The sequence below is a fragment of the Paenibacillus endoradicis genome (assembly GCF_024721975.1).
Window position 1 is genome coordinate 1 of sequence record NZ_JANQBB010000012.1, and the last position, 18,121, is coordinate 18,121.

An 18,121-nucleotide genomic window follows, 5' to 3' on the forward strand; every position below is an offset into this window, starting at 1 on the left:
CTCGTTGTTCAGTTTTCAAAGATCAAGTGAAAATATCAAAGCGTTTCTCATTTACTTATGTAAGTGTGATTCGCATTTCGTTTTCGTGTGTGTCTCGCAATCTCTCGCGGCGACAAGAAATAATATATCATAGGGGCTGACCATAATGCAACCCCTTTTTAAAACTTTTTTCGATTTTCTTTTTAAGAATGCTAGAAACCCTTATATATCAAGGGTTTTCAGTTATCTTTGCGAACGGACATTAAGTACGTATTTCGATAATTGCTTAGGCGAAGCTATTCTGGCATACATTCTAAAGATAATTTTATATCTCTTTGTAATCGATTTTCTAATTTCACCGTCTAATCTGGAGTCTCCAAGATCAAATAACATCTCATCTAACTCTTTACGCAATACATAATCAAATTCTTTACATTCTCTATCGTTAAATAGCATTCCGAGCATTTTGTTAGCTCCTCCTTCATTTTATACCTTAAAAAACATACAAAAAAGACGATGTTAAACATCGTCTTACAGTTATGCTCATATTTGGCTTTTTTTATTACTTCTGAGAAACTAACATTTTATGTCGTTGCTAACCACATCGTTAATGTACTTTCAATGATCGCTGCTACAAAGAGAACAATCGTTATATATACTGCCATAACACCACAACGCTTCAATGTTTCTTTATAAGCAACTCCAATAGCATCTAATTTACTATGATCCATTAATAAAGCACCCATTGTACTAAATAGTAATCGACCAAGCCTCAATCCATATGCTCCCGCTACAATTAGTGCTGGTATTTCTAATATCCCATGTGGTAATAAAGTTTTGAATATAAGATCCCATACACTTATATCTATAGTCCCATCTAATGAGAGCTGAATAACGAATCCGAGAATCATTCCATTTACAATTAAGAAGAAGATCGGAAAGAGTCCAAAGAAAGCCCCTAGAAAGATAACTAATATAGATTTAATTGCGTTATTGAAGAAAATGACTGACATAAACGTTAAAGTTGGATTACTACTTTGATTCATCTGATCAACTAGTCCATCTAAAGCATTTAATTGCATCATTAGAAATTGTCTGAATGTATCATTCGAACCACCAATATACATACTCACTGCAAATAAGATTGTAGCAACAATAATACTTGATCGGGTTATACGTAAATCTTGCCAAACTTGTCTCAATCGAAACATTTTTCCACCTCTTTATTAAAACTTAGAATATCTTTGTTGTACGAGCATAGATTGTACTAATTAGGATTAGCCAAGCCTTCTGACATTAAGTAAGACGGACCTGGCTGAATAGAGAGGAGATTTATCAATCATGAATTCATTTTTTGTATTTACAGCCAGCAAAATAAAAAAGTATTTTTTCTTAACGATCGCCCTTGTATTTGCAGTAGGGGTTATCTATTCCGAGCGTGATAATATTACCGTGTTCGCACCACAACAACCAATTGCAATTTATAATGTGCCAACTGACAAAAATGTCGTAGCCTTGACATTCGATATTAGTTGGGGGGACAAGCGCCTTGAACCAATCTTGGAAGTACTAAAGGAAAAAGATGTGAAGTCTGCTACATTCTTTGTCTCTTCCGTATGGAGTCAATCTCACCCAGAGCTTGTAAAGAAAATTCAAGATGCTGGATATGAAATAGGAAGCCATGGTCACAAGCATGATAACTATTCTACACTAACCGACGATGAAATTCGCAGTCAGATTACGACTGCCCATAGTATTATAGCAGATGTAACCGGCAAAGCACCTACTCTAATCCGCTTACCTAATGGCGATTTCGATAAACGTGTATTGAAAATTGCGAGCGAATTAGAATATCAAGTCATTCAATGGGATACAGATTCTATGGACTGGTTGAGCCTTGGTACAGATAAAATAGCTGACCGTGTAATAAGTAGAGCCCACCCTGGGGACATCATTCTACTTCACGCAAGTGATTCGGCGACACAAACTCATCTAGCACTCCCAATAATCGTCGACGAACTCCGCAATAAAGGATTTGATTTCGTATCAGTTACTGATCTCATTACACAAACAGAATCGCAAGGTGAAGCTGTTACAAGCTCATCAGTTTCATCAAGTAAACTTTTAAGCGCGCAATAGATCACCTTGCGATTCATATTAATAAATTGATTATGATACTGCTGATCCTGATGGTACAACCACAGGTTCAGCAGTTTCTTTTTTCGTTAATTTAGTCATTAAGTAATTTTGATAGAAATTGCATGCAAACAATGGCAATAACATGAAGATAACAGTGTTTACATTCGTATCACCCTGTAGCGCCGGATAAGCTTCAACTGCAGTTACAACAAACATTAGGAATAACGTAGGAATAAATGCTGCCCGCTTCGTCTGCTTTACTTTGAAATAAGCTGCTACTAGCGCCATAATCATTAACACGATTGGCAACACCCAGAAGAACCAATTATTTGTTCTATCTTGGTACAATACATATCCAAGCAGAATAGCTCCAAAGAACGTTGTATACCCTTGCAATGCATTCCATAAATATTTCTTACGGAACACACTAAGTGCAATATAATTTAGAGTTAAGTAAGCGAAGAACCCCATCTGACTGAATGCACCAATCATAATTCCACCGAGAAACATATTAAATAAATTAAATCCAGTATCTACGAGCCCGATCTTTCCGACCCCTTGATCTGTTAATAACATGATTAAACCACCTACCATACAAACAACTGCACCAATAGCCATCGTACTCCAAAATAAGAAAAACCATTTTTTCAGTGTCACTACAGATATTCCTCCTGAACATTAGTCAATGTATGCTTTTACTGTATTTTACCACGTATCCACAAAAATGCTAACAAACTCCATGATAAAAGATTGAACTTTGTACATGCTATAACTATTAGAGGTAGTTCAAATAGCAGACTTTGCTAACGAAGTACTGCAAGAAGCTTAATCGGCATCGAATATGAAGCGAACTTGGGAAGGATAGCATAAGCTTTCGCTGTATGTTTCTTGCAGAAACATTGTAGGTACGTGTGTACCAATTACGTACACTTGTATTCCTCCTTTCGCAAGTAGCGCTCCATCTACTCGGTACTGAAAGCTCACTTTTTGAACATGCTATAACTATAAGACACTGTTTAAGGGAGTTTTCACTATGCGATATTTCCTAACATTACTATCCATTTTCACCATATGCTCGTTTCTGACGACAAGTTGTAGTTCTGGCAGTGGTGGCGAATCTCAACAAATGAATTACAAAGATATGAAATCAATGGTCATCGATATTCTCAAGACTGAAGATGCACAAAAAGCTTTACAAGAATCTGCTTCAACACAATCAGGATATACTGCACAAAGTTCAACTTTGCTTAATGTTCAAGATCAGGAAAAAATTAAAATTGCTGTGAAAGACGTAATAAGTTCTCCAGATTACGATTCCGTCATTAAGTCCTTAATGACCGATACTCGCTTTGCTGGTGAATTTGCTAAAGCTGTTAATGAAATGAATAAAGATTTACATGAGCAATTAGTGAAAGATCCACAGTACCAAGAGGGGCTTATTGCTGCGTTTGAAAGCGAAGAGATGCAAAAAGTAATATTAAAAGTACTAAAGGGTAGTGAATACCGTAAGGAAGTAATGAGTCTTATGCAAGAATCTTTACAAAATCCAATTTTCCGCCTTGAATTATTAGAACTAATGAAAAAAGCCGTTTCTGAGGAATTATCTACAAAACCCGAATCTGGTGGCAGCGATTCTTCTGGTGGCGATTCTTCAAGCTCATCAAATTCATCATCTAGTAATTCAAGCCAGAAGAGTTCAGATTCCTCATCTAATTAAATTGATCCAGATCATACGCCATAGATAAACACCCATTGTAGCTACCAAGCTACAATGGGTGTTTATTAGTTATATCGTTTGCGACTTTCTTTCACAGTGAGTAGTAACTTTCTCAGCAAGCTCATCATAAAGTTGTCCAATAACAGTATCTGCCGCATATACACTCGGAGAGAAGTTAGGATCAAGCGGATGGTTGTCAGCAACGCCAAGTGGGATTTGAGCAAGCAAATCGCAATGTAACGTCTCTGCTAGCTTACCTCCTCCACCTCTACCGAATACATATTCTCTCTCTCCTGTTAACTTCGATTCAAAGTAAGACATGTTCTCGACAACACCAATGATTTCATGATCTGTCTTAATAGCCATTGCTCCCGCTCTAGCTGCAACAAAAGACGCCGTTGCATGTGGCGTTGTGACAATGATTTCTTTGCTATGTGGAATCATTTGATGAACATCTAATGCAATATCTCCCGTACCTGGTGGAAGATCAAGTAATACATAATCTAACTCACCCCACTCAATTTCAGAGAAGAAGTTGCGTAGCATCTTACCAAGCATTGGCCCTCTCCATACGATTGGGCTATTATCTTCAACGAAGAATCCCATAGAGATTACTTTCACACCAAATCGTTCAATCGGAATGACACGTTCGTTGACTACTTCAGGACGTTGTTCTATCCCCATCATATCAGGGACACTAAAACCATATATATCAGCATCAATGATGCCTACTCTTTTTCCTTGTCTAGCTAATGCAGTTGCCAAATTAACTGTTACCGTTGATTTACCTACTCCACCTTTACCTGAAGCAATGGCAATGAATTGAACATTGGGTTGCTCTGTCAATAGCGTATTACCCATATTGGCTGCATGACCTTGAACAGGCTGACTCACATCCTTCTCAGAGATCGCTGTTTGTTCAGGTGCTGATCCTGCTGGAGCTGCTCCTTCTCGAAAACGACAATACACTGCTGTAGCACCACTTGTTTTTAACATATCGAATAAAGCTGTCTCTATTACGGGATGCTGTTCCTTTACTGCACCGATCACCGTAACTGAAACTTGATTATTTCTGACCATAACATCTCTAAAACTTATTGAATGTGCGCCGTATTGTGTAGTAAGTACGGTTTCAATGATTTCAATCGCTTGCTCTCGTAATAAAGTCATGACTATTCCCACCTTTATAGTTATACGCAAACAGACTACTCTCTATAGCATAGGCGGTTTATTGCAAGAAGTGAAGTCCTCTCTTCAAACTTTTCCACATCATTCAATCTTTTTCCCTTCCGTTTCGTATTGCAATATGCCTTTATAAATGGATGCTGCTACAGTCCGTTGATATTCAGCATCAACCAACAAGTTAGATTCTTTCGGATTAGAAAGGAAACCTACCTCTACTAATGCTGAAGGTAAGTCCTTCATTGCTTTTAGAATGTATATCGTTTCGACTGTAGCTGCTGATCGCTGTGTATTTTCAAGATTATATTTCAATTGTTGTTGAATGCTTATTGCAAGTTGCTCACTCGCTTTCGTTCCAGTCTTATGATAGAACGTTTGTGCACCTGACCATTTCTCTGATGGAATACTATTCATATGTACACTAATCAACATCTCTGGCTTAGCATCTTGGAGCATTGCTACTCGTTTCATCAAATCTTCTGTTTTTCGTCGACTATAGGATCTGGTATCATCTTTGGCTAGATCATAATCACCTTCTCTAGTCATAACTACAATGGCTCCTGCTTCTTGCAAGTAATCACGTAAATATAGCGCAATCGATAAATTCAGATCTTTTTCAATGGCTCCTTGCTTACTTACTGCCCCACCATCCGCTCCACCATGTCCTGCATCAATTGCAATGGTCATCCCTGATAATGGCATGTTCCATGTCGTCCAAGTACTACTCTCAGGAATTACTCTCGTTAGTAAAAATAGTAAAGCTACAACTAACAACGCCCCAATTCCTAACCGACGTTTCCCTTTGGGCGTAAGCCATACAATTAGCCTTCGTCGAAATATAGACATAGAAAAACCACCTCATAGCAATATTCATAGTATTGTACAGCTACTACATGCTTGTACTTCTATGTATATGGGACAAGGTGGTTTTTTATGATTATGGATAAGGACTAATTTACAGTATTATTATGATGTCGTTATACTCATACCTTCAATCAATATTTTTGCAACCTCTGGTCTAGAGAATTCAGGTGGTGGACATACGCCATCACGTAGCATCGCTCTTACTTTAGTTCCTGATAACGCCAAATGAACTGAACTGTCATGTGGACATGTCTTTGTCGTTGCCATATTGCCACAGCTCGTACAGAAGAAGCTATGTTCGAAGTATAACGGTGTAATGTCCAGATCTTCTGCTGGAACAGAACGTAATAAGTCTTGTGCTTCATATGTACCATAGTAATCACCTACACCTGCATGATCACGTCCAACGATAAAGTGAGTACAGCCATAGTTTTTACGAACAATCGCGTGGAATATAGCTTCGCGTGGTCCAGCATATCTCATAGCAGCTGGGAATACGCCTAAAAACACGCGGTTTTCTGGATAATAATTTTCAAGAAGTGCCACGTAGCTCTTCATACGTACATTTGCAGGTACATCATCAGACTTCGTCTCACCTACAAGTGGATTTAGGAATAATCCATCAACAATTTCCATTGCTGTTTTTTGAATATATTCATGCGCACGGTGAACCGGATTTCTTGTTTGGAATCCTACAACAGTTTTCCAGCCATTATTCGCGAAAATTTTTCGTGTGTCAGCTGGGTCAAAATAGTATTCATTGAACTTCTCAGGTAATGGACGATTCAATACCGTGATGTCACCACCGACATACGTATTACTGCGATCATACAGTTTTTGAACACCTGGATGCTCTAGATCATCTGTCTTGAATACTTGCAAGGCCTCTTGCTGTTGATCAACATTATAGATGCTAGCCACATCGATAATGCCATAGATCACATCATCTTCACCTACAAGTGCAGCCTGTTCCCCAACAGAAACTGCAGCAGCCTCTTGCTCAGTGATCGATAAGGTAATTGGAATACTCCATAACGTGCCATTAGCCAAACGCATCGTAGAAACTACTGATTGGTAATCCGCTTCCGTCATAAATCCAGATAGAGGAGAAAAAGCACCTACTCCGATAAGATCCATATCTGATATTGCCCAAGTACTAACGGAGATTTTCGGCAATTGAGCAGCTACTGCAAGTAATTGCTCGCGCTCTTCTCCTTCTGCCACTCGATTAACTAGTTCTCCACCATGTGGTTTAATTTGAGTCATTCTATATTTTCCTCCTAAAACTTTTCATTAGCTACGCGATATACTTCCCTGAAAATGAAAAGTACTTCGAAAGCATAAAACAAACTTTTCATTAGCTTCTTATTTATGAAGACCGCACTCCGTTTTTTCTTGACCAGACCATCTGCCTGCTCTAGGGTCTTCGCCCGGCAAAACTTGACGAGTACAATACTCGCAACCAATACTCGGATAATAATTATCGTGAAGTGGATTGTAGATTACATTGTTATTACGAATGTATTCCCATACATCTTCATTGGTCCAATCAGCAATCGGATTGAATTTCACTAAACCGAATTTAGTATCATATTCAATTTTCTTTGCATTAGCACGAGTAGGAGCTTGATCACGACGTATTCCAGTAATCCAAGCTTCATATTGTGTTAGGATGCGCGTTAATGGCTCAACTTTACGAATATTGCAACATCCATTCGCATCAGTCTTCCATAGTTCAGCTCCATGTTGTTCTGCTTGCTCCTCAGGAGTAATCTTTGGACTTACTTTAACAAATGGGATGCCAGGATAACGATCTACCAAACGATCTCTCGTCTCATATGTTTCTTTGAAATGAAAATCTGTGTCTAGGTAGAAAATATCTGTCGTTGGACTTACTTTTTGCAGCATATCTACAAGTACAACATCTTCAGCACCAAAACTACATGCGAATGTTATATTTGGAAATGTCTCTACAGCATATTTAATAATTTCCTCAGGAGTTGCATTTTCTAACTCAACAGCTTTCACTGCGATCAATTGTTCTTTCTCAATTAAATTCATAGTATTCCCCTCGCTTCTCTCTACAATGATTAAGGCACGCTGTACAAATTATATCTTTTTCTATAAATGACTTCAATATCTATTGTTAACAAAAATTAACTTAGTGCCAATAAAATACTTTTATCCCTATTAAATGAGCAGCATCACACTGTTATAATAGACCTATAGAATTTAGAGAGGATACTTATATGCTGAAATATACAATATGTTTTATTAGAAGAGGTAATGAGCTGTTGTTACTCAATCGTATGAAGGCACCCAATATGGGATTATGGAACGGCGTAGGAGGCAAAATAGAACCTTTTGAGCAACCTATGGACGGAATTATTAGAGAGATTCAAGAAGAGACTGGGCTGAGTGTACAGCAGGTTCAGGAAGCAGGAATTGTGAAGTGGATTAGTTCCGAAAGTGAATCAGGAATGTATTTATACTATTGCGAATTACCCATAGATACAGTATATGCAACACCAATTGAAAAAGATGAAGGGATATTAGCCTGGAAATCAATCGATTGGGTACTAGATCACGAGAATGAAGGTGTAGTAGATAATATGAAATATTTCTTACCGTATCTTCTGCGAGGAGATTTTGATAACCAACATACTTTTACATATGATGAGAATGGTATCGTCAATTATGAATGTCGTACATTAACAACAAAAAAGCTCTCAAGCAACAATGCTTGAGAGCTTTTTCCATGAATATTAACGTTTTGAGAACTGAGGCGCACGACGAGCCGCTTTAAGACCGTATTTTTTACGTTCTTTCATACGAGGGTCACGTGTTAAGAAGCCTGCACGTTTCAAAGATGGGCGTAATTCTGCATCTACTTTAAGTAGAGCGCGAGAGATACCATGACGGATAGCACCCGCTTGACCAGACATACCACCACCATGAGTTAATACTAATACATCATATTTTTCCAATGTATCAGTTAAGTTCAATGGTTGTTTAACGATCAGTTTAAGAGTTTCTAAACCGAAGTACTCGTTAATGTCGCGTTTGTTGATAATGATTCGTCCTTCACCCGGCACAAGACGTACGCGTGCAACAGAGTGCTTACGACGACCAGTTCCATAGTATTGCACTTGAGCCATGAAACATGTCCTCCTCTTTATTACCCGCGAAGTTCGTAAACTTCAGGGTTTTGTGCTTGATGTGGATGTTCCGCACCTGCGTAAACTTTAAGTTTTAATTTCATTTTGTTACCAAGACGATTCTTAGGTAACATACCGTGTACTGCTAGTTCCATCATACGTTCTGGTTTTTTAGAAAGCATTTCACCAGCTGATGTTACTTTAAGTCCACCAGTGTACATAGAGTGACGGTAGTATTTCTTGTCAGCCAATTTATTACCAGTTAAAACGATTTTGTCAGCATTGATAATGATAACGAAATCTCCAGTGTCAAGATGTGGCGTGAACTGAGGCTTATGTTTACCGCGAATTAGCGCTGCTGCTTCGCTAGCAAGACGACCAAGAGTTTTTCCCTCAGCGTCAATCAGAAGCCATTTACGTTCAACTTCATTAGCCTTAGCCATATAAGTGGTACGCATGGATGTTCCTCCTTGATTCAAATACATTCTTCTTTTTTATAACAACGGAATCGTGTGATTCTTCATTCACTGTTGAAAATTCAGTCGTACTTCTCAGTCGGGGCTGTGGGAGAGCCACTAAGAAAGCACAAAATATATTGTACTATAAGCCCATTGAATAATCAAGTGCTTTTCATTTGGCAACCACGATATTATCGCGATTTTCTCACTACATTTAGACTGAAAACTTTTCCAATAAAAGTTAGACTCAACGTAAATACTATCGTGTAATAGTCATTCATTTGGGGTCACTCCAATACGGAAAGTGCACGTCTAATCGACTGATAATAAGAGATTTTTCAAGAACGAAGAATTAAGCGGTCCTTTTGTCAGTGGGGCTGGTTGAACAACTAGTTGACATAATCTATCATATCAGTATACAACGACGTTCCAATTATTAATAGAATAACGTTTGTTATTACCATCAATTACTATACATCAAGGCGAATATTAATGATCTTTAAAGAATCATTTGTTATTCTGTGCTGCTATGCATGCATATCAACTTCAATCACACATTAACCGTGGTCAATTAGAGGTTATACGTCACTAGTTAAAGTAATTGTACACTCAACTAGCTAATCTGTATAGCATACATCTTTTAGCATTAGTCCGATTGGCAGCGCCGTTGGTCCTGCGAGACTTCTCTCACAGCCTTCTAATATAGCTACTATATCTTCTGGGTTACGTTTTCCATGTCCGATCTTAAGGAGTGTTCCTACAATGATGCGAACCATATTATACGTAAATCCATTACCAGTTAATTCTATATGAATAAATGGTCCGTCTACCATTAACTTAGCTTCGTAAATCGTACGAACATGATGCGGCTTAACCGAACGTGTCGACGTAAATGAAGTAAAGTCATGTGTACCAACAATATAAGATAGTGCCTGTCTCATCTTGTCACTATGAAGTGGCACTGGGACATGCAATCGATATTGTCGCCCGAAAAGATCAGGAAACTTTCCATTGTCGATGCTATACCGATACGTTTTACGTTTTGCAAGATGCCTAGCATGAAAATCAAGTGGCATTTCCTTAGCTTCTAGAATGATAATATCATCTGGAAGTTTAGTGTTCATTGCAATTGCAAATCGTTCGATTGGAATTTGTGATTCGGTAAGAAAATGAAATACTTGTCCGCGAGCATGTACACCTGCATCAGTTCGTCCAGAAGCATGAATATCAATCTCTTCCCTCGTTAGAATATTCAGTACTCGCTCTATCTCACCTTGCACTGTTCTACCTTTGGGTTGATTCTGAAATCCATTAAAATCAGATCCATCATAACTAACCTTCATACATATATTTCGCATCTTATGTCTCATCTACTTCCTAAATCTGCTTACACTTTTGAACTAACTTAAAATGAAGGTTCAAAAAGCGGGCTTTCAGCACCGAGCAGGTGAAACGCTACTTGAGAAAGACGGAAGCGCAAGTGTACGTTATTGGTACACGCGAACCTACTATGTTTCTGCAAGAAACATACATCGGAAGCTTACACTATACTTTCCAAGTTCGTTTCAGATGCGATGCCGAATATGCAACAACGCATAAACATCGTTATCAAAGTCCGCTTTTTGAACTACCTCAAGCTCGCAAAAAAAGGTGGCCTCGTAAGGTCCACCCTCTTATCTACTAGCCACGGTCAACTAATTCTAAGTAAACCATAGGTGCAGCGTCACCACGACGAGGTCCTAATTTAAGAATACGTGTGTATCCACCGTTACGCTCTGTATAACGAGGTGCTATTTCAGAGAAAAGCTTTTGAATAGCATCCTTCTCACCGTCAACAGTCTCACGACGAACATAAGCAGCTACTTGACGACGCGCATGAAGGTCACCCTTCTTCGCTTTCGTAATTAGTTTTTCAGCGATTGAACGAACTTCTTTCGCTTTAGCCTCAGTTGTTTGGATACGCTCATATAGGAACAAGTCAGTTACAAGATCACGGAAAAGAGCTTTACGTGCACTTGCATCACGACCTAATTTTTGATATGCCATTTTGATTTCCCCTCCCTTGCTGTTTTCTTCACTTCGATGGTTAAGAGTAACAACTACTCATCCATGCGCAAGCCAAGACCAAGCTCTTCAAGCTTCTCTTGAACTTCTTCTAAAGATTTACGACCAAGGTTACGCACCTTCATCATATCTTCTTCGGATTTCGTGATAAGCTCTTGAACGGTATTGATACCTGCACGTTTCAAACAGTTGTAAGAACGGACAGAAAGATCAAGCTCTTCGATAGTCATCTCAAGCACTTTTTCTTTCTTATCTTCTTCTTTCTCAACCATGATTTCCGCATCTTTGGCTTCATCCGTTAATCCAACGAACAAGTCCAAGTGCTCTGTCAATATTTTAGCTCCAAGGCTTACAGCCTCTTCAGGACGAATACTGCCATCTGTCCAAACTTCAAGCGTTAGCTTGTCATAGTTTGTAACTTGACCTACGCGAGTATTCTCTACGCTATAATTAACACGAGTAATGGGCGTGTAGATTGAATCTACAGGAATAACACCTATCGGTTGATCATCGCTCTTGTTCCGGTCTGCTTGCACATAACCACGTCCGCGATTAGCGAAAATTCTCATATGCAAACGAGCACCAGATGCCAAAGTCGCAATGTGAAGATCAGGGCTCAAAATCTCGACATCGCTATCAGCACGAATATCACCAGCTGTAACGATACCTTCACCGTCAGCATCAATTTCCAATACCTTTTCTTCATCCGAGTGGATTTTTAGCGAGAGTCCTTTCAAATTCAGGATGATTTCAGTTACATCTTCAATCACTCCTGGAACTGTAGAAAACTCATGCAGAACACCGTCGATTTGAACAGATGTTACTGCCGCGCCAGGCAAAGAAGATAACAAAATTCGACGAAGCGAATTTCCCAGCGTAGTGCCGTATCCGCGTTCAAGCGGCTCAACAACGAATTTACCATAAGTGCCTCCGTCGCTTACTTCTACGGTTTCGATTTTCGGCTTTTCGATCTCAATCACTAATAATACCCTCCTTCAAACGTCGCTCCGTTACCTAGTCGTTATTATGTCAAACCTCGTAGTATGCCAAACCTTCACAACCATTATTCACAGATTGTTTCCATTTGATACCACCAAGTCTACAAATTATACGCGACGACGTTTTGGTGGACGGCATCCGTTATGCGGAACTGGTGTAACGTCCTTGATCAAGTTAACTTCCAAGCCAGCAGCTTGAAGCGAGCGAATAGCTGCTTCACGGCCTGCGCCAGGACCTTTAACCATAACCTCAACCGTTCTCATACCATGCTCCATTGCAGCTTTAGCAGCAGATTCAGCAGCCATTTGAGCTGCGAAAGGTGTACTCTTACGAGAACCTTTGAAACCCATACCACCAGCACTTGCCCAAGAGATCGCATTACCATGTGGATCTGTGATCGTTACAATAGTATTGTTGAATGTGGAACGGATATGTGCAACGCCAGTATCGATATTTTTACGATCACGACGCTTAGTACGAACGACTTTTTTAGCTTTAGCCATTATCGTTTATCCTCCCTTCTTATTTCTTCTTGTTAGCTACAGTACGACGAGGACCTTTACGTGTACGAGCATTAGTTTTAGTACGTTGACCACGAACTGGAAGACCACGACGGTGACGAAGACCACGGTAGCAACCAATTTCAGTAAGACGTTTAATGTTAAGAGAAATTTCACGACGCAAGTCGCCTTCTACTTTAACTGCTTTGTCGATTTCATCACGAATCAGACCAAGCTCATCTTCTGTCAAATCGCGAACACGAGTGTCCGGATTAACACCAGTAGATGCTAGAACTTTTTTAGAAGTCGTTCTGCCGATACCAAAAATGTACGTCAGAGAGATCTCAACGCGTTTGTCACGCGGAATATCTACGCCAGCTATACGTGCCATTGATTAGTTTCCTCCTCCTTTTATCCTTGTTTTTGTTTGTGTCTCGGATTTTCACAAATGACCATTACATTGCCTTTACGACGAATGACTTTGCATTTCTCGCAAATCGGCTTTACCGAAGGTCTAACCTTCATTGTGATTACCTCCCGAATCTTTCGTAACATAGACTACTCGAGTCTACTTACGATAGGTGATACGCCCTCTTGATAAATCATAAGGCGATAACTGAATAACAACTTTGTCTCCAGTTAGAATGCGAATAAAGTGCATTCTTAATTTTCCAGATACATGAGCAAGAATTTGGTGACCGTTCTCAAGCTCAACTTTAAACATAGCATTAGGCAATGGTTCGATTACCGTGCCCTCAACTTCAATAACATCTTCTTTAGCCATATTAACTCTCCTTTCCATGTGCATACTTCTCTATGAAATAACGTAACTTTGCATTAGTAACTTTTCCTGATTCCTGCAAGCTGATTGCGACCTCTTGACTTATGAATGGTAGCAGCTCGAGATGCAGAACGTTTTTTTTCTTTGGCTGATCGAATTTACGCTTTCTACCATCAGCAACTTTCACAAAGCGCTCATCGAGCACTTCAATTACGATAGCATATCGTTCTTCGTCCTTACCTCTGAGTACTTTGATTAATTGTCCGATTTGTACTGGCTTCATTGTCGTTACCTCTAATTCTGCTCAGGTATTTTGGTCAATATCTCAAATCCGTCCTCCGTTACAGCAACTGTATGCTCGAAATGAGCACACCAGAAACCGTCCCGAGTTACAACTGTCCAATTGTCTTCGAGTGTCCGAACGTATCGTTCACCCATATTAACCATGGGTTCAATAGCTAGCACCATACCCGGCTTTAGCCGCGGACCACGATCAGGAATACCGTAGTTTGGTATTTTCGGATCTTCATGAAGTTCCTTACCAACACCGTGTCCTACATATTCTCTAACGACGGAATATCCCGCTGCTTCGATTACCCTCTGGATGGCGTGTGATATCGTATAAAGTCTAACATCTGGTTGTACAAGTGATATTCCCGCATACAGCGATTGTTCACCTATTGTCAGTAATTGTTGTACTTCAGGTGTTACTGATCCGACCGGATAGGTCCAAGCAGAATCACCGTGATACCCCTCATACTGAGCGCCAATATCAAGACTAATTATATCACCCTCGTTCAACTTACGTGAACCTGGGAAACCATGCACTAGTTCGTCATTTACTGAAGCACATACGCTGGATGGGAAACCATTATAACCTTTAAATGATGGAATTGCACCTTGACTTTGAATGTAGCTCTCTGCGATAGCATCAAGTTCACCCGTCGTAATACCTGGTTCAATTGCTTGAACCATTAATTGATGAGTCATGGCAACAATTCGCCCTGCTTCTCTCATTAATTGCAGTTCCGAATCGGATTTGCAAATGATCATTACAAGGAACCTCTTAAAGTTGAAATGATCTCAGCTGTAACAAGATTGATATCTCGTTCACCGTCAACCTCGCGCAACGTACCTTGTTCACTATAGAAGTTCAACAAAGGAGCTGTTTTGGATGTATACTCATCCAGACGAGTTCCCACTTTTTCTTCTGTATCATCTGAACGTTGATACAGCTCTCCAGCGTCTTTATCGCATACGCCATCGACTTTTGGAGGGTTGAACATTACATGATAGGTAGCTCCACAAGATTTGCAGATGCGACGTCCAGTTAGACGAGCTAATAGTAGGTTGCGATCTACACTCAAGTTAACAACATGATCAATCGTACGGCCAAGCTCTTGCAACATGCCGTCAAGTGCTTCAGCTTGTTGCAAAGTACGAGGAAAGCCATCAAGTAGAAAGCCGTTTTGACAATCAGCTTGTGCTAGTCTTTCCTTCACAATGCCGTTAGTTATCTCGTCAGGAACGAGTAAACCTTGATCGATATATTCTTTCGCTTTCAGACCAATTGGAGTGCTTTGCTTCATCGCTAGACGAAATGCATCACCAGTGGAAATGTGCGGAATATTAAATTCCTCAATGATTCTCTCCGCTTGCGTTCCTTTACCGGCTCCCGGAGGACCCATAAATAGAATATTCATAATTAAGTTCCTCACTTTAAGCACAATAGGCCTTTAGGGTACCGCCTAGCATAATTGCCAATGCGGCAACCCGTAATCGAACCTGTTGTTATTTATTGATAAACCCTTTGTAGTGGCGTTTGATCAATTGGCTTTCAATTTGCTTCATCGTATCAAGTGCAACACCGACAACGATTAGCAGTGAAGTACCACCAAGCTGTACGGAGGTCGGCAATCCTGCAAGTGATCCGAAGAGCACTGGGAAGAGTGAAATAACCGCTAAGAATGTTGCTCCTGCCAAAGTAATTCTAGTTAGAACGCGAGTCAAGTAAGATGATGTTGGTTTACCAGGACGAATACCTGGGATGTAACCACCATTTTTCTTCATTTGATCTGCCATTTGAACCGGATTAATTTGTACGAATGTGTAGAAGAATGTGAAACCGACGATTAGAAGAACATACAATACCATACCAAGTGGTTGGTCGTATTTCAAATTCTCGATAACCCAGTTAGCCCAAACTTTTCCTGACCAGAAGTTCGCAATCGTAACTGGGAACATTAGTAAAGAAATAGCGAAGATTACTGGAATTACACCTGCGCCGTTCACTTTCATAGGAATATGAGTGGATTGACCACCATACATCTTACGACCTACTACGCGTTTCGCGTATTGAACAGGGATTTTACGAATACCTTGCTGAATAAAGATAACTCCAACGATCATTAGTATTACTACTAATAAGATTAGAAGAACTTTAATATAATTCATGAAGCTTGCATCAGTTGCAAGTTCAGATGCATATATTGTACGAATGTGACCTGGTAATCCAGCTACAATCGCAGCAAAGATAATAATTGAGATACCGTTACCGATACCCTTCTCTGTAATTTGCTCACCTAGCCACATTAAGAAAGCAGTACCTGCAGTCAAAATAATAGCAATAACTAAGTAATCTACAAAGTTTGCATTTTCGATGATCGTGATCCCATACATACGATTGAAACCAATCGCTGTAGCTAGACCTTGTACTAGACCTAGAATAACTGTACCGTAACGAGTGATTTGAGCAAGTTTTTTCTTGCCATCTTCACCTTGTTTAGCCCACTCTGCAAATTTCGGAATTACATCCATAGATAACAACTGCACGATAATCGAAGCAGTAATATAAGGTGTAATACCAATTGCAAAGATAGAGAAGTTGAACAAGGCTCCACCTGAGAACGTATTTAGAAGGCCGAACAAGCTTTCACTTGAAGAACCAGCTGCTTTTAACGTTTCAGTATCAACGCCCGGTACTGGAATAAAGGCACCAATACGATAAATCAATAGTACAAATAGTGTGAACAGGATCCTTCTACGAAGATCCTGCACTTTCCATATATTGGACACGGTCGTAAACATTAGATCACCTCGGTTTTACCGCCGGCAGCCTGGATTTTCTCCACCGCAGATTGAGAGAACTTGTTAGCTTTCACTGTAAGTCCTACGTTCAATTCACCATTACCCAAGACTTTAATTCCTGCTAGCGTATTTTTAATAACGCCTTTTTCAAGAAGAACTTCTGGAGTGATTTCTGTACCTGCGTCAAAGCTGTTCAAATCTTGAATGTTAACAATCGCATACTCTTTACGGAACGGGTTGTTAAATCCACGTTTCGGTAAACGGCGATAAAGTGGGTTTTGACCACCCTCGAAACCAGGACGAACACCGCCGCCGGAACGAGCATTTTGACCTTTATGACCTTTACCTGCTGTTTTACCAGTACCTGAACCGATACCACGACCTTTACGCTTTGGCGTAAACGTGGAACCAGCAGCTGGTGCTAAATCATGTAATTTCATCGTTCGTGCACCTCCTTATATATTTCGTAACAGTATCTGTACCAAGCTTTTGGTTAAAATTAAACTTCTTCAACTTTAACCAAATGGCTAACATGATGTACCATGCCGCGAATAGCTGGGCTGTCGTTAAGAACGACCGATTGACGAATTTTGCGAAGGCCGAGCGATTGAACTGTTGCACGTTGTTTCTCGTTGCGGCCAATCAAACTGCGAACGAGGGTGATTTGCAATTTTGCCATCGATTTTCCCTCCTTAACCTAGTAGCTCTTCAACAGTTTTTCCACGAAGTTTAGCAACATCTTCAGCACGTTTTAGACGTGAAAGACCTTCTAACGTCGCGTTCACCATATTCAGGGAGTTTGAAGAACCAAGTGATTTAGTTAAAATATTACCAACGCCAGCTAGTTCTAGTACTGCACGTACTGGACCACCAGCGATAACTCCTGTACCTTCAGATGCCGGTTTCAAAAGAACTTTACCAGCTCCGAAACGACCTTCAATTAGGTGAGGAATAGTTGTTCCTACAAGTGGAACAAGGATCAGGTTTTTCTTAGCATCTTCAATACCTTTGCGAATTGCATCAGGTACTTCGCCTGCTTTACCGATCCCTGCGCCAACGTAGCCTTTTCCGTCGCCTACAACTACAAGTGCACTAAAGCTGAAACGGCGTCCGCCTTTTACAACTTTTGATACACGGTTAATGTGAACTACTTTTTCAGATAGTTCTAACGTATTAGGATCTACACGCAAGTC

General features: G+C 39.9%; 26 protein-coding genes. 3 read left to right on the forward strand and 23 right to left on the reverse strand.

Features of this window, described 5'->3' with window-relative positions; all coding sequences use genetic code 11:
• Nucleotides 1-222: 222 nt before the first annotated feature.
• A complete protein-coding gene (locus NV377_RS25365) occupies nt 223-444 on the reverse strand; it encodes a hypothetical protein (protein WP_258203630.1) in 222 nt (73 codons plus the stop codon).
• Between the two features lie 119 nt (nt 445-563).
• On the reverse strand, nt 564-1,190 hold the full coding sequence (locus NV377_RS25370) for a stage II sporulation protein M (RefSeq protein ID WP_258203631.1): 627 nt from the start codon (nt 1,188-1,190) through the stop codon (nt 564-566).
• Nucleotides 1,191-1,320: 130 nt separating this feature from the next.
• On the opposite strand from NV377_RS25370, the gene pdaB reads away from it, so the two are divergent.
• Nucleotides 1,321-2,118 (forward strand): polysaccharide deacetylase family sporulation protein PdaB, encoded by a 798-nt coding sequence (gene pdaB / locus NV377_RS25375; protein WP_258203632.1) that lies wholly within the window; start codon nt 1,321-1,323, stop codon nt 2,116-2,118.
• A 30-nt stretch (nt 2,119-2,148) separates the two neighbouring features.
• On the opposite strand, the gene NV377_RS25380 is transcribed toward pdaB, so the two are convergent.
• Nucleotides 2,149-2,775 (reverse strand): KinB-signaling pathway activation protein, encoded by a 627-nt coding sequence (locus tag NV377_RS25380; RefSeq protein WP_258203633.1) that lies wholly within the window; start codon nt 2,773-2,775, stop codon nt 2,149-2,151.
• 376 nt (nt 2,776-3,151) lie between these two features.
• On the opposite strand from NV377_RS25380, the gene gerD reads away from it, so the two are divergent.
• A complete protein-coding gene (gene gerD, locus NV377_RS25385; RefSeq protein WP_258203634.1) occupies nt 3,152-3,835 on the forward strand; it encodes a spore germination lipoprotein GerD in 684 nt (227 codons plus the stop codon).
• Between the two features lie 69 nt (nt 3,836-3,904).
• Here gerD and salA read toward each other — a convergent pair whose 3' ends face one another.
• The 4 genes from salA to NV377_RS25405 all read right to left on the reverse strand — a co-directional run bounded on the left by salA (nt 3,905) and on the right by NV377_RS25405 (nt 7,942).
• Nucleotides 3,905-5,005: an iron-sulfur carrier protein/transcriptional regulator SalA gene (salA, locus tag NV377_RS25390; RefSeq protein WP_308860227.1), complete on the reverse strand. Its 1,101-nt coding sequence runs from the start codon at nt 5,003-5,005 to the stop codon at nt 3,905-3,907.
• Between the two features lie 99 nt (nt 5,006-5,104).
• The gene (gene cwlD, locus NV377_RS25395) at nt 5,105-5,863 is read right to left on the reverse strand and encodes an N-acetylmuramoyl-L-alanine amidase CwlD (RefSeq protein WP_258203635.1); all 759 of its coding nucleotides are present in this window, start codon (nt 5,861-5,863) and stop codon (nt 5,105-5,107) included.
• A 120-nt stretch (nt 5,864-5,983) separates the two neighbouring features.
• The gene (gene sat / locus NV377_RS25400; protein WP_258203636.1) at nt 5,984-7,147 is read right to left on the reverse strand and encodes a sulfate adenylyltransferase; all 1,164 of its coding nucleotides are present in this window, start codon (nt 7,145-7,147) and stop codon (nt 5,984-5,986) included.
• 99 nt (nt 7,148-7,246) lie between these two features.
• On the reverse strand, nt 7,247-7,942 hold the full coding sequence (locus NV377_RS25405) for a phosphoadenylyl-sulfate reductase (protein ID WP_258203637.1): 696 nt from the start codon (nt 7,940-7,942) through the stop codon (nt 7,247-7,249).
• A 188-nt stretch (nt 7,943-8,130) separates the two neighbouring features.
• On the opposite strand from NV377_RS25405, the gene NV377_RS25410 reads away from it, so the two are divergent.
• Entirely contained in the window at nt 8,131-8,628 is a 498-nt protein-coding gene (locus tag NV377_RS25410) for an NUDIX hydrolase (protein WP_258203638.1), read from the forward strand.
• An 18-nt stretch (nt 8,629-8,646) separates the two neighbouring features.
• Here NV377_RS25410 and rpsI read toward each other — a convergent pair whose 3' ends face one another.
• From rpsI to rpsE, 16 genes are all read right to left on the reverse strand, one after another.
• A complete protein-coding gene (gene rpsI / locus NV377_RS25415; protein WP_258203639.1) occupies nt 8,647-9,039 on the reverse strand; it encodes a 30S ribosomal protein S9 in 393 nt (130 codons plus the stop codon).
• A 20-nt stretch (nt 9,040-9,059) separates the two neighbouring features.
• Entirely contained in the window at nt 9,060-9,497 is a 438-nt protein-coding gene (gene rplM / locus NV377_RS25420; RefSeq protein WP_258203640.1) for a 50S ribosomal protein L13, read from the reverse strand.
• Between the two features lie 617 nt (nt 9,498-10,114).
• Nucleotides 10,115-10,855, reverse strand: coding sequence for a tRNA pseudouridine(38-40) synthase TruA (truA, locus tag NV377_RS25425; protein WP_258203641.1), 741 nt, complete (start codon nt 10,853-10,855; stop codon nt 10,115-10,117).
• 322 nt (nt 10,856-11,177) lie between these two features.
• Nucleotides 11,178-11,543 carry a 50S ribosomal protein L17 gene (gene rplQ, locus NV377_RS25430; protein ID WP_258203642.1) on the reverse strand — a complete coding sequence of 122 codons (366 nt, stop codon included), beginning with the start codon at nt 11,541-11,543 and terminating at the stop codon, nt 11,178-11,180.
• Nucleotides 11,544-11,596: 53 nt separating this feature from the next.
• Complete coding sequence (locus tag NV377_RS25435; protein ID WP_258203643.1) at nt 11,597-12,541, reverse strand: DNA-directed RNA polymerase subunit alpha; 945 nt, start codon at nt 12,539-12,541, stop codon at nt 11,597-11,599.
• Nucleotides 12,542-12,667: 126 nt separating this feature from the next.
• Complete coding sequence (gene rpsK / locus NV377_RS25440) at nt 12,668-13,063, reverse strand: 30S ribosomal protein S11 (protein ID WP_258203644.1); 396 nt, start codon at nt 13,061-13,063, stop codon at nt 12,668-12,670.
• Between the two features lie 19 nt (nt 13,064-13,082).
• Nucleotides 13,083-13,451 carry a 30S ribosomal protein S13 gene (gene rpsM, locus NV377_RS25445; protein WP_258203645.1) on the reverse strand — a complete coding sequence of 123 codons (369 nt, stop codon included), beginning with the start codon at nt 13,449-13,451 and terminating at the stop codon, nt 13,083-13,085.
• A 20-nt stretch (nt 13,452-13,471) separates the two neighbouring features.
• Nucleotides 13,472-13,585, reverse strand: a complete 114-nt coding sequence (gene rpmJ / locus NV377_RS25450; protein WP_015253313.1) for a 50S ribosomal protein L36 — start codon at nt 13,583-13,585, stop codon at nt 13,472-13,474.
• 43 nt (nt 13,586-13,628) lie between these two features.
• Nucleotides 13,629-13,844: a translation initiation factor IF-1 gene (gene infA / locus NV377_RS25455; RefSeq protein ID WP_015847200.1), complete on the reverse strand. Its 216-nt coding sequence runs from the start codon at nt 13,842-13,844 to the stop codon at nt 13,629-13,631.
• A gap of 1 nt (nt 13,845) precedes the next feature.
• Nucleotides 13,846-14,124, reverse strand: coding sequence for a KOW domain-containing RNA-binding protein (locus tag NV377_RS25460; protein ID WP_258203646.1), 279 nt, complete (start codon nt 14,122-14,124; stop codon nt 13,846-13,848).
• Between the two features lie 11 nt (nt 14,125-14,135).
• Entirely contained in the window at nt 14,136-14,894 is a 759-nt protein-coding gene (gene map / locus NV377_RS25465) for a type I methionyl aminopeptidase (protein ID WP_258203647.1), read from the reverse strand.
• The gene (locus NV377_RS25470; RefSeq protein ID WP_258203648.1) at nt 14,894-15,544 is read right to left on the reverse strand and encodes an adenylate kinase; all 651 of its coding nucleotides are present in this window, start codon (nt 15,542-15,544) and stop codon (nt 14,894-14,896) included. Before NV377_RS25470 ends, map begins: the two co-directional genes overlap by 1 nt.
• A gap of 88 nt (nt 15,545-15,632) precedes the next feature.
• Nucleotides 15,633-16,928, reverse strand: a complete 1,296-nt coding sequence (gene secY, locus NV377_RS25475) for a preprotein translocase subunit SecY (RefSeq protein WP_258203649.1) — start codon at nt 16,926-16,928, stop codon at nt 15,633-15,635.
• The gene (gene rplO, locus NV377_RS25480; RefSeq protein ID WP_258203650.1) at nt 16,928-17,368 is read right to left on the reverse strand and encodes a 50S ribosomal protein L15; all 441 of its coding nucleotides are present in this window, start codon (nt 17,366-17,368) and stop codon (nt 16,928-16,930) included. Before rplO ends, secY begins: the two co-directional genes overlap by 1 nt.
• 59 nt (nt 17,369-17,427) lie before the next feature.
• On the reverse strand, nt 17,428-17,607 hold the full coding sequence (gene rpmD, locus NV377_RS25485) for a 50S ribosomal protein L30 (protein ID WP_258203651.1): 180 nt from the start codon (nt 17,605-17,607) through the stop codon (nt 17,428-17,430).
• Nucleotides 17,608-17,620: 13 nt separating this feature from the next.
• Complete coding sequence (gene rpsE / locus NV377_RS25490) at nt 17,621-18,118, reverse strand: 30S ribosomal protein S5 (protein WP_258203652.1); 498 nt, start codon at nt 18,116-18,118, stop codon at nt 17,621-17,623.
• Between the last annotated feature and the right edge of the window lie 3 nt (nt 18,119-18,121).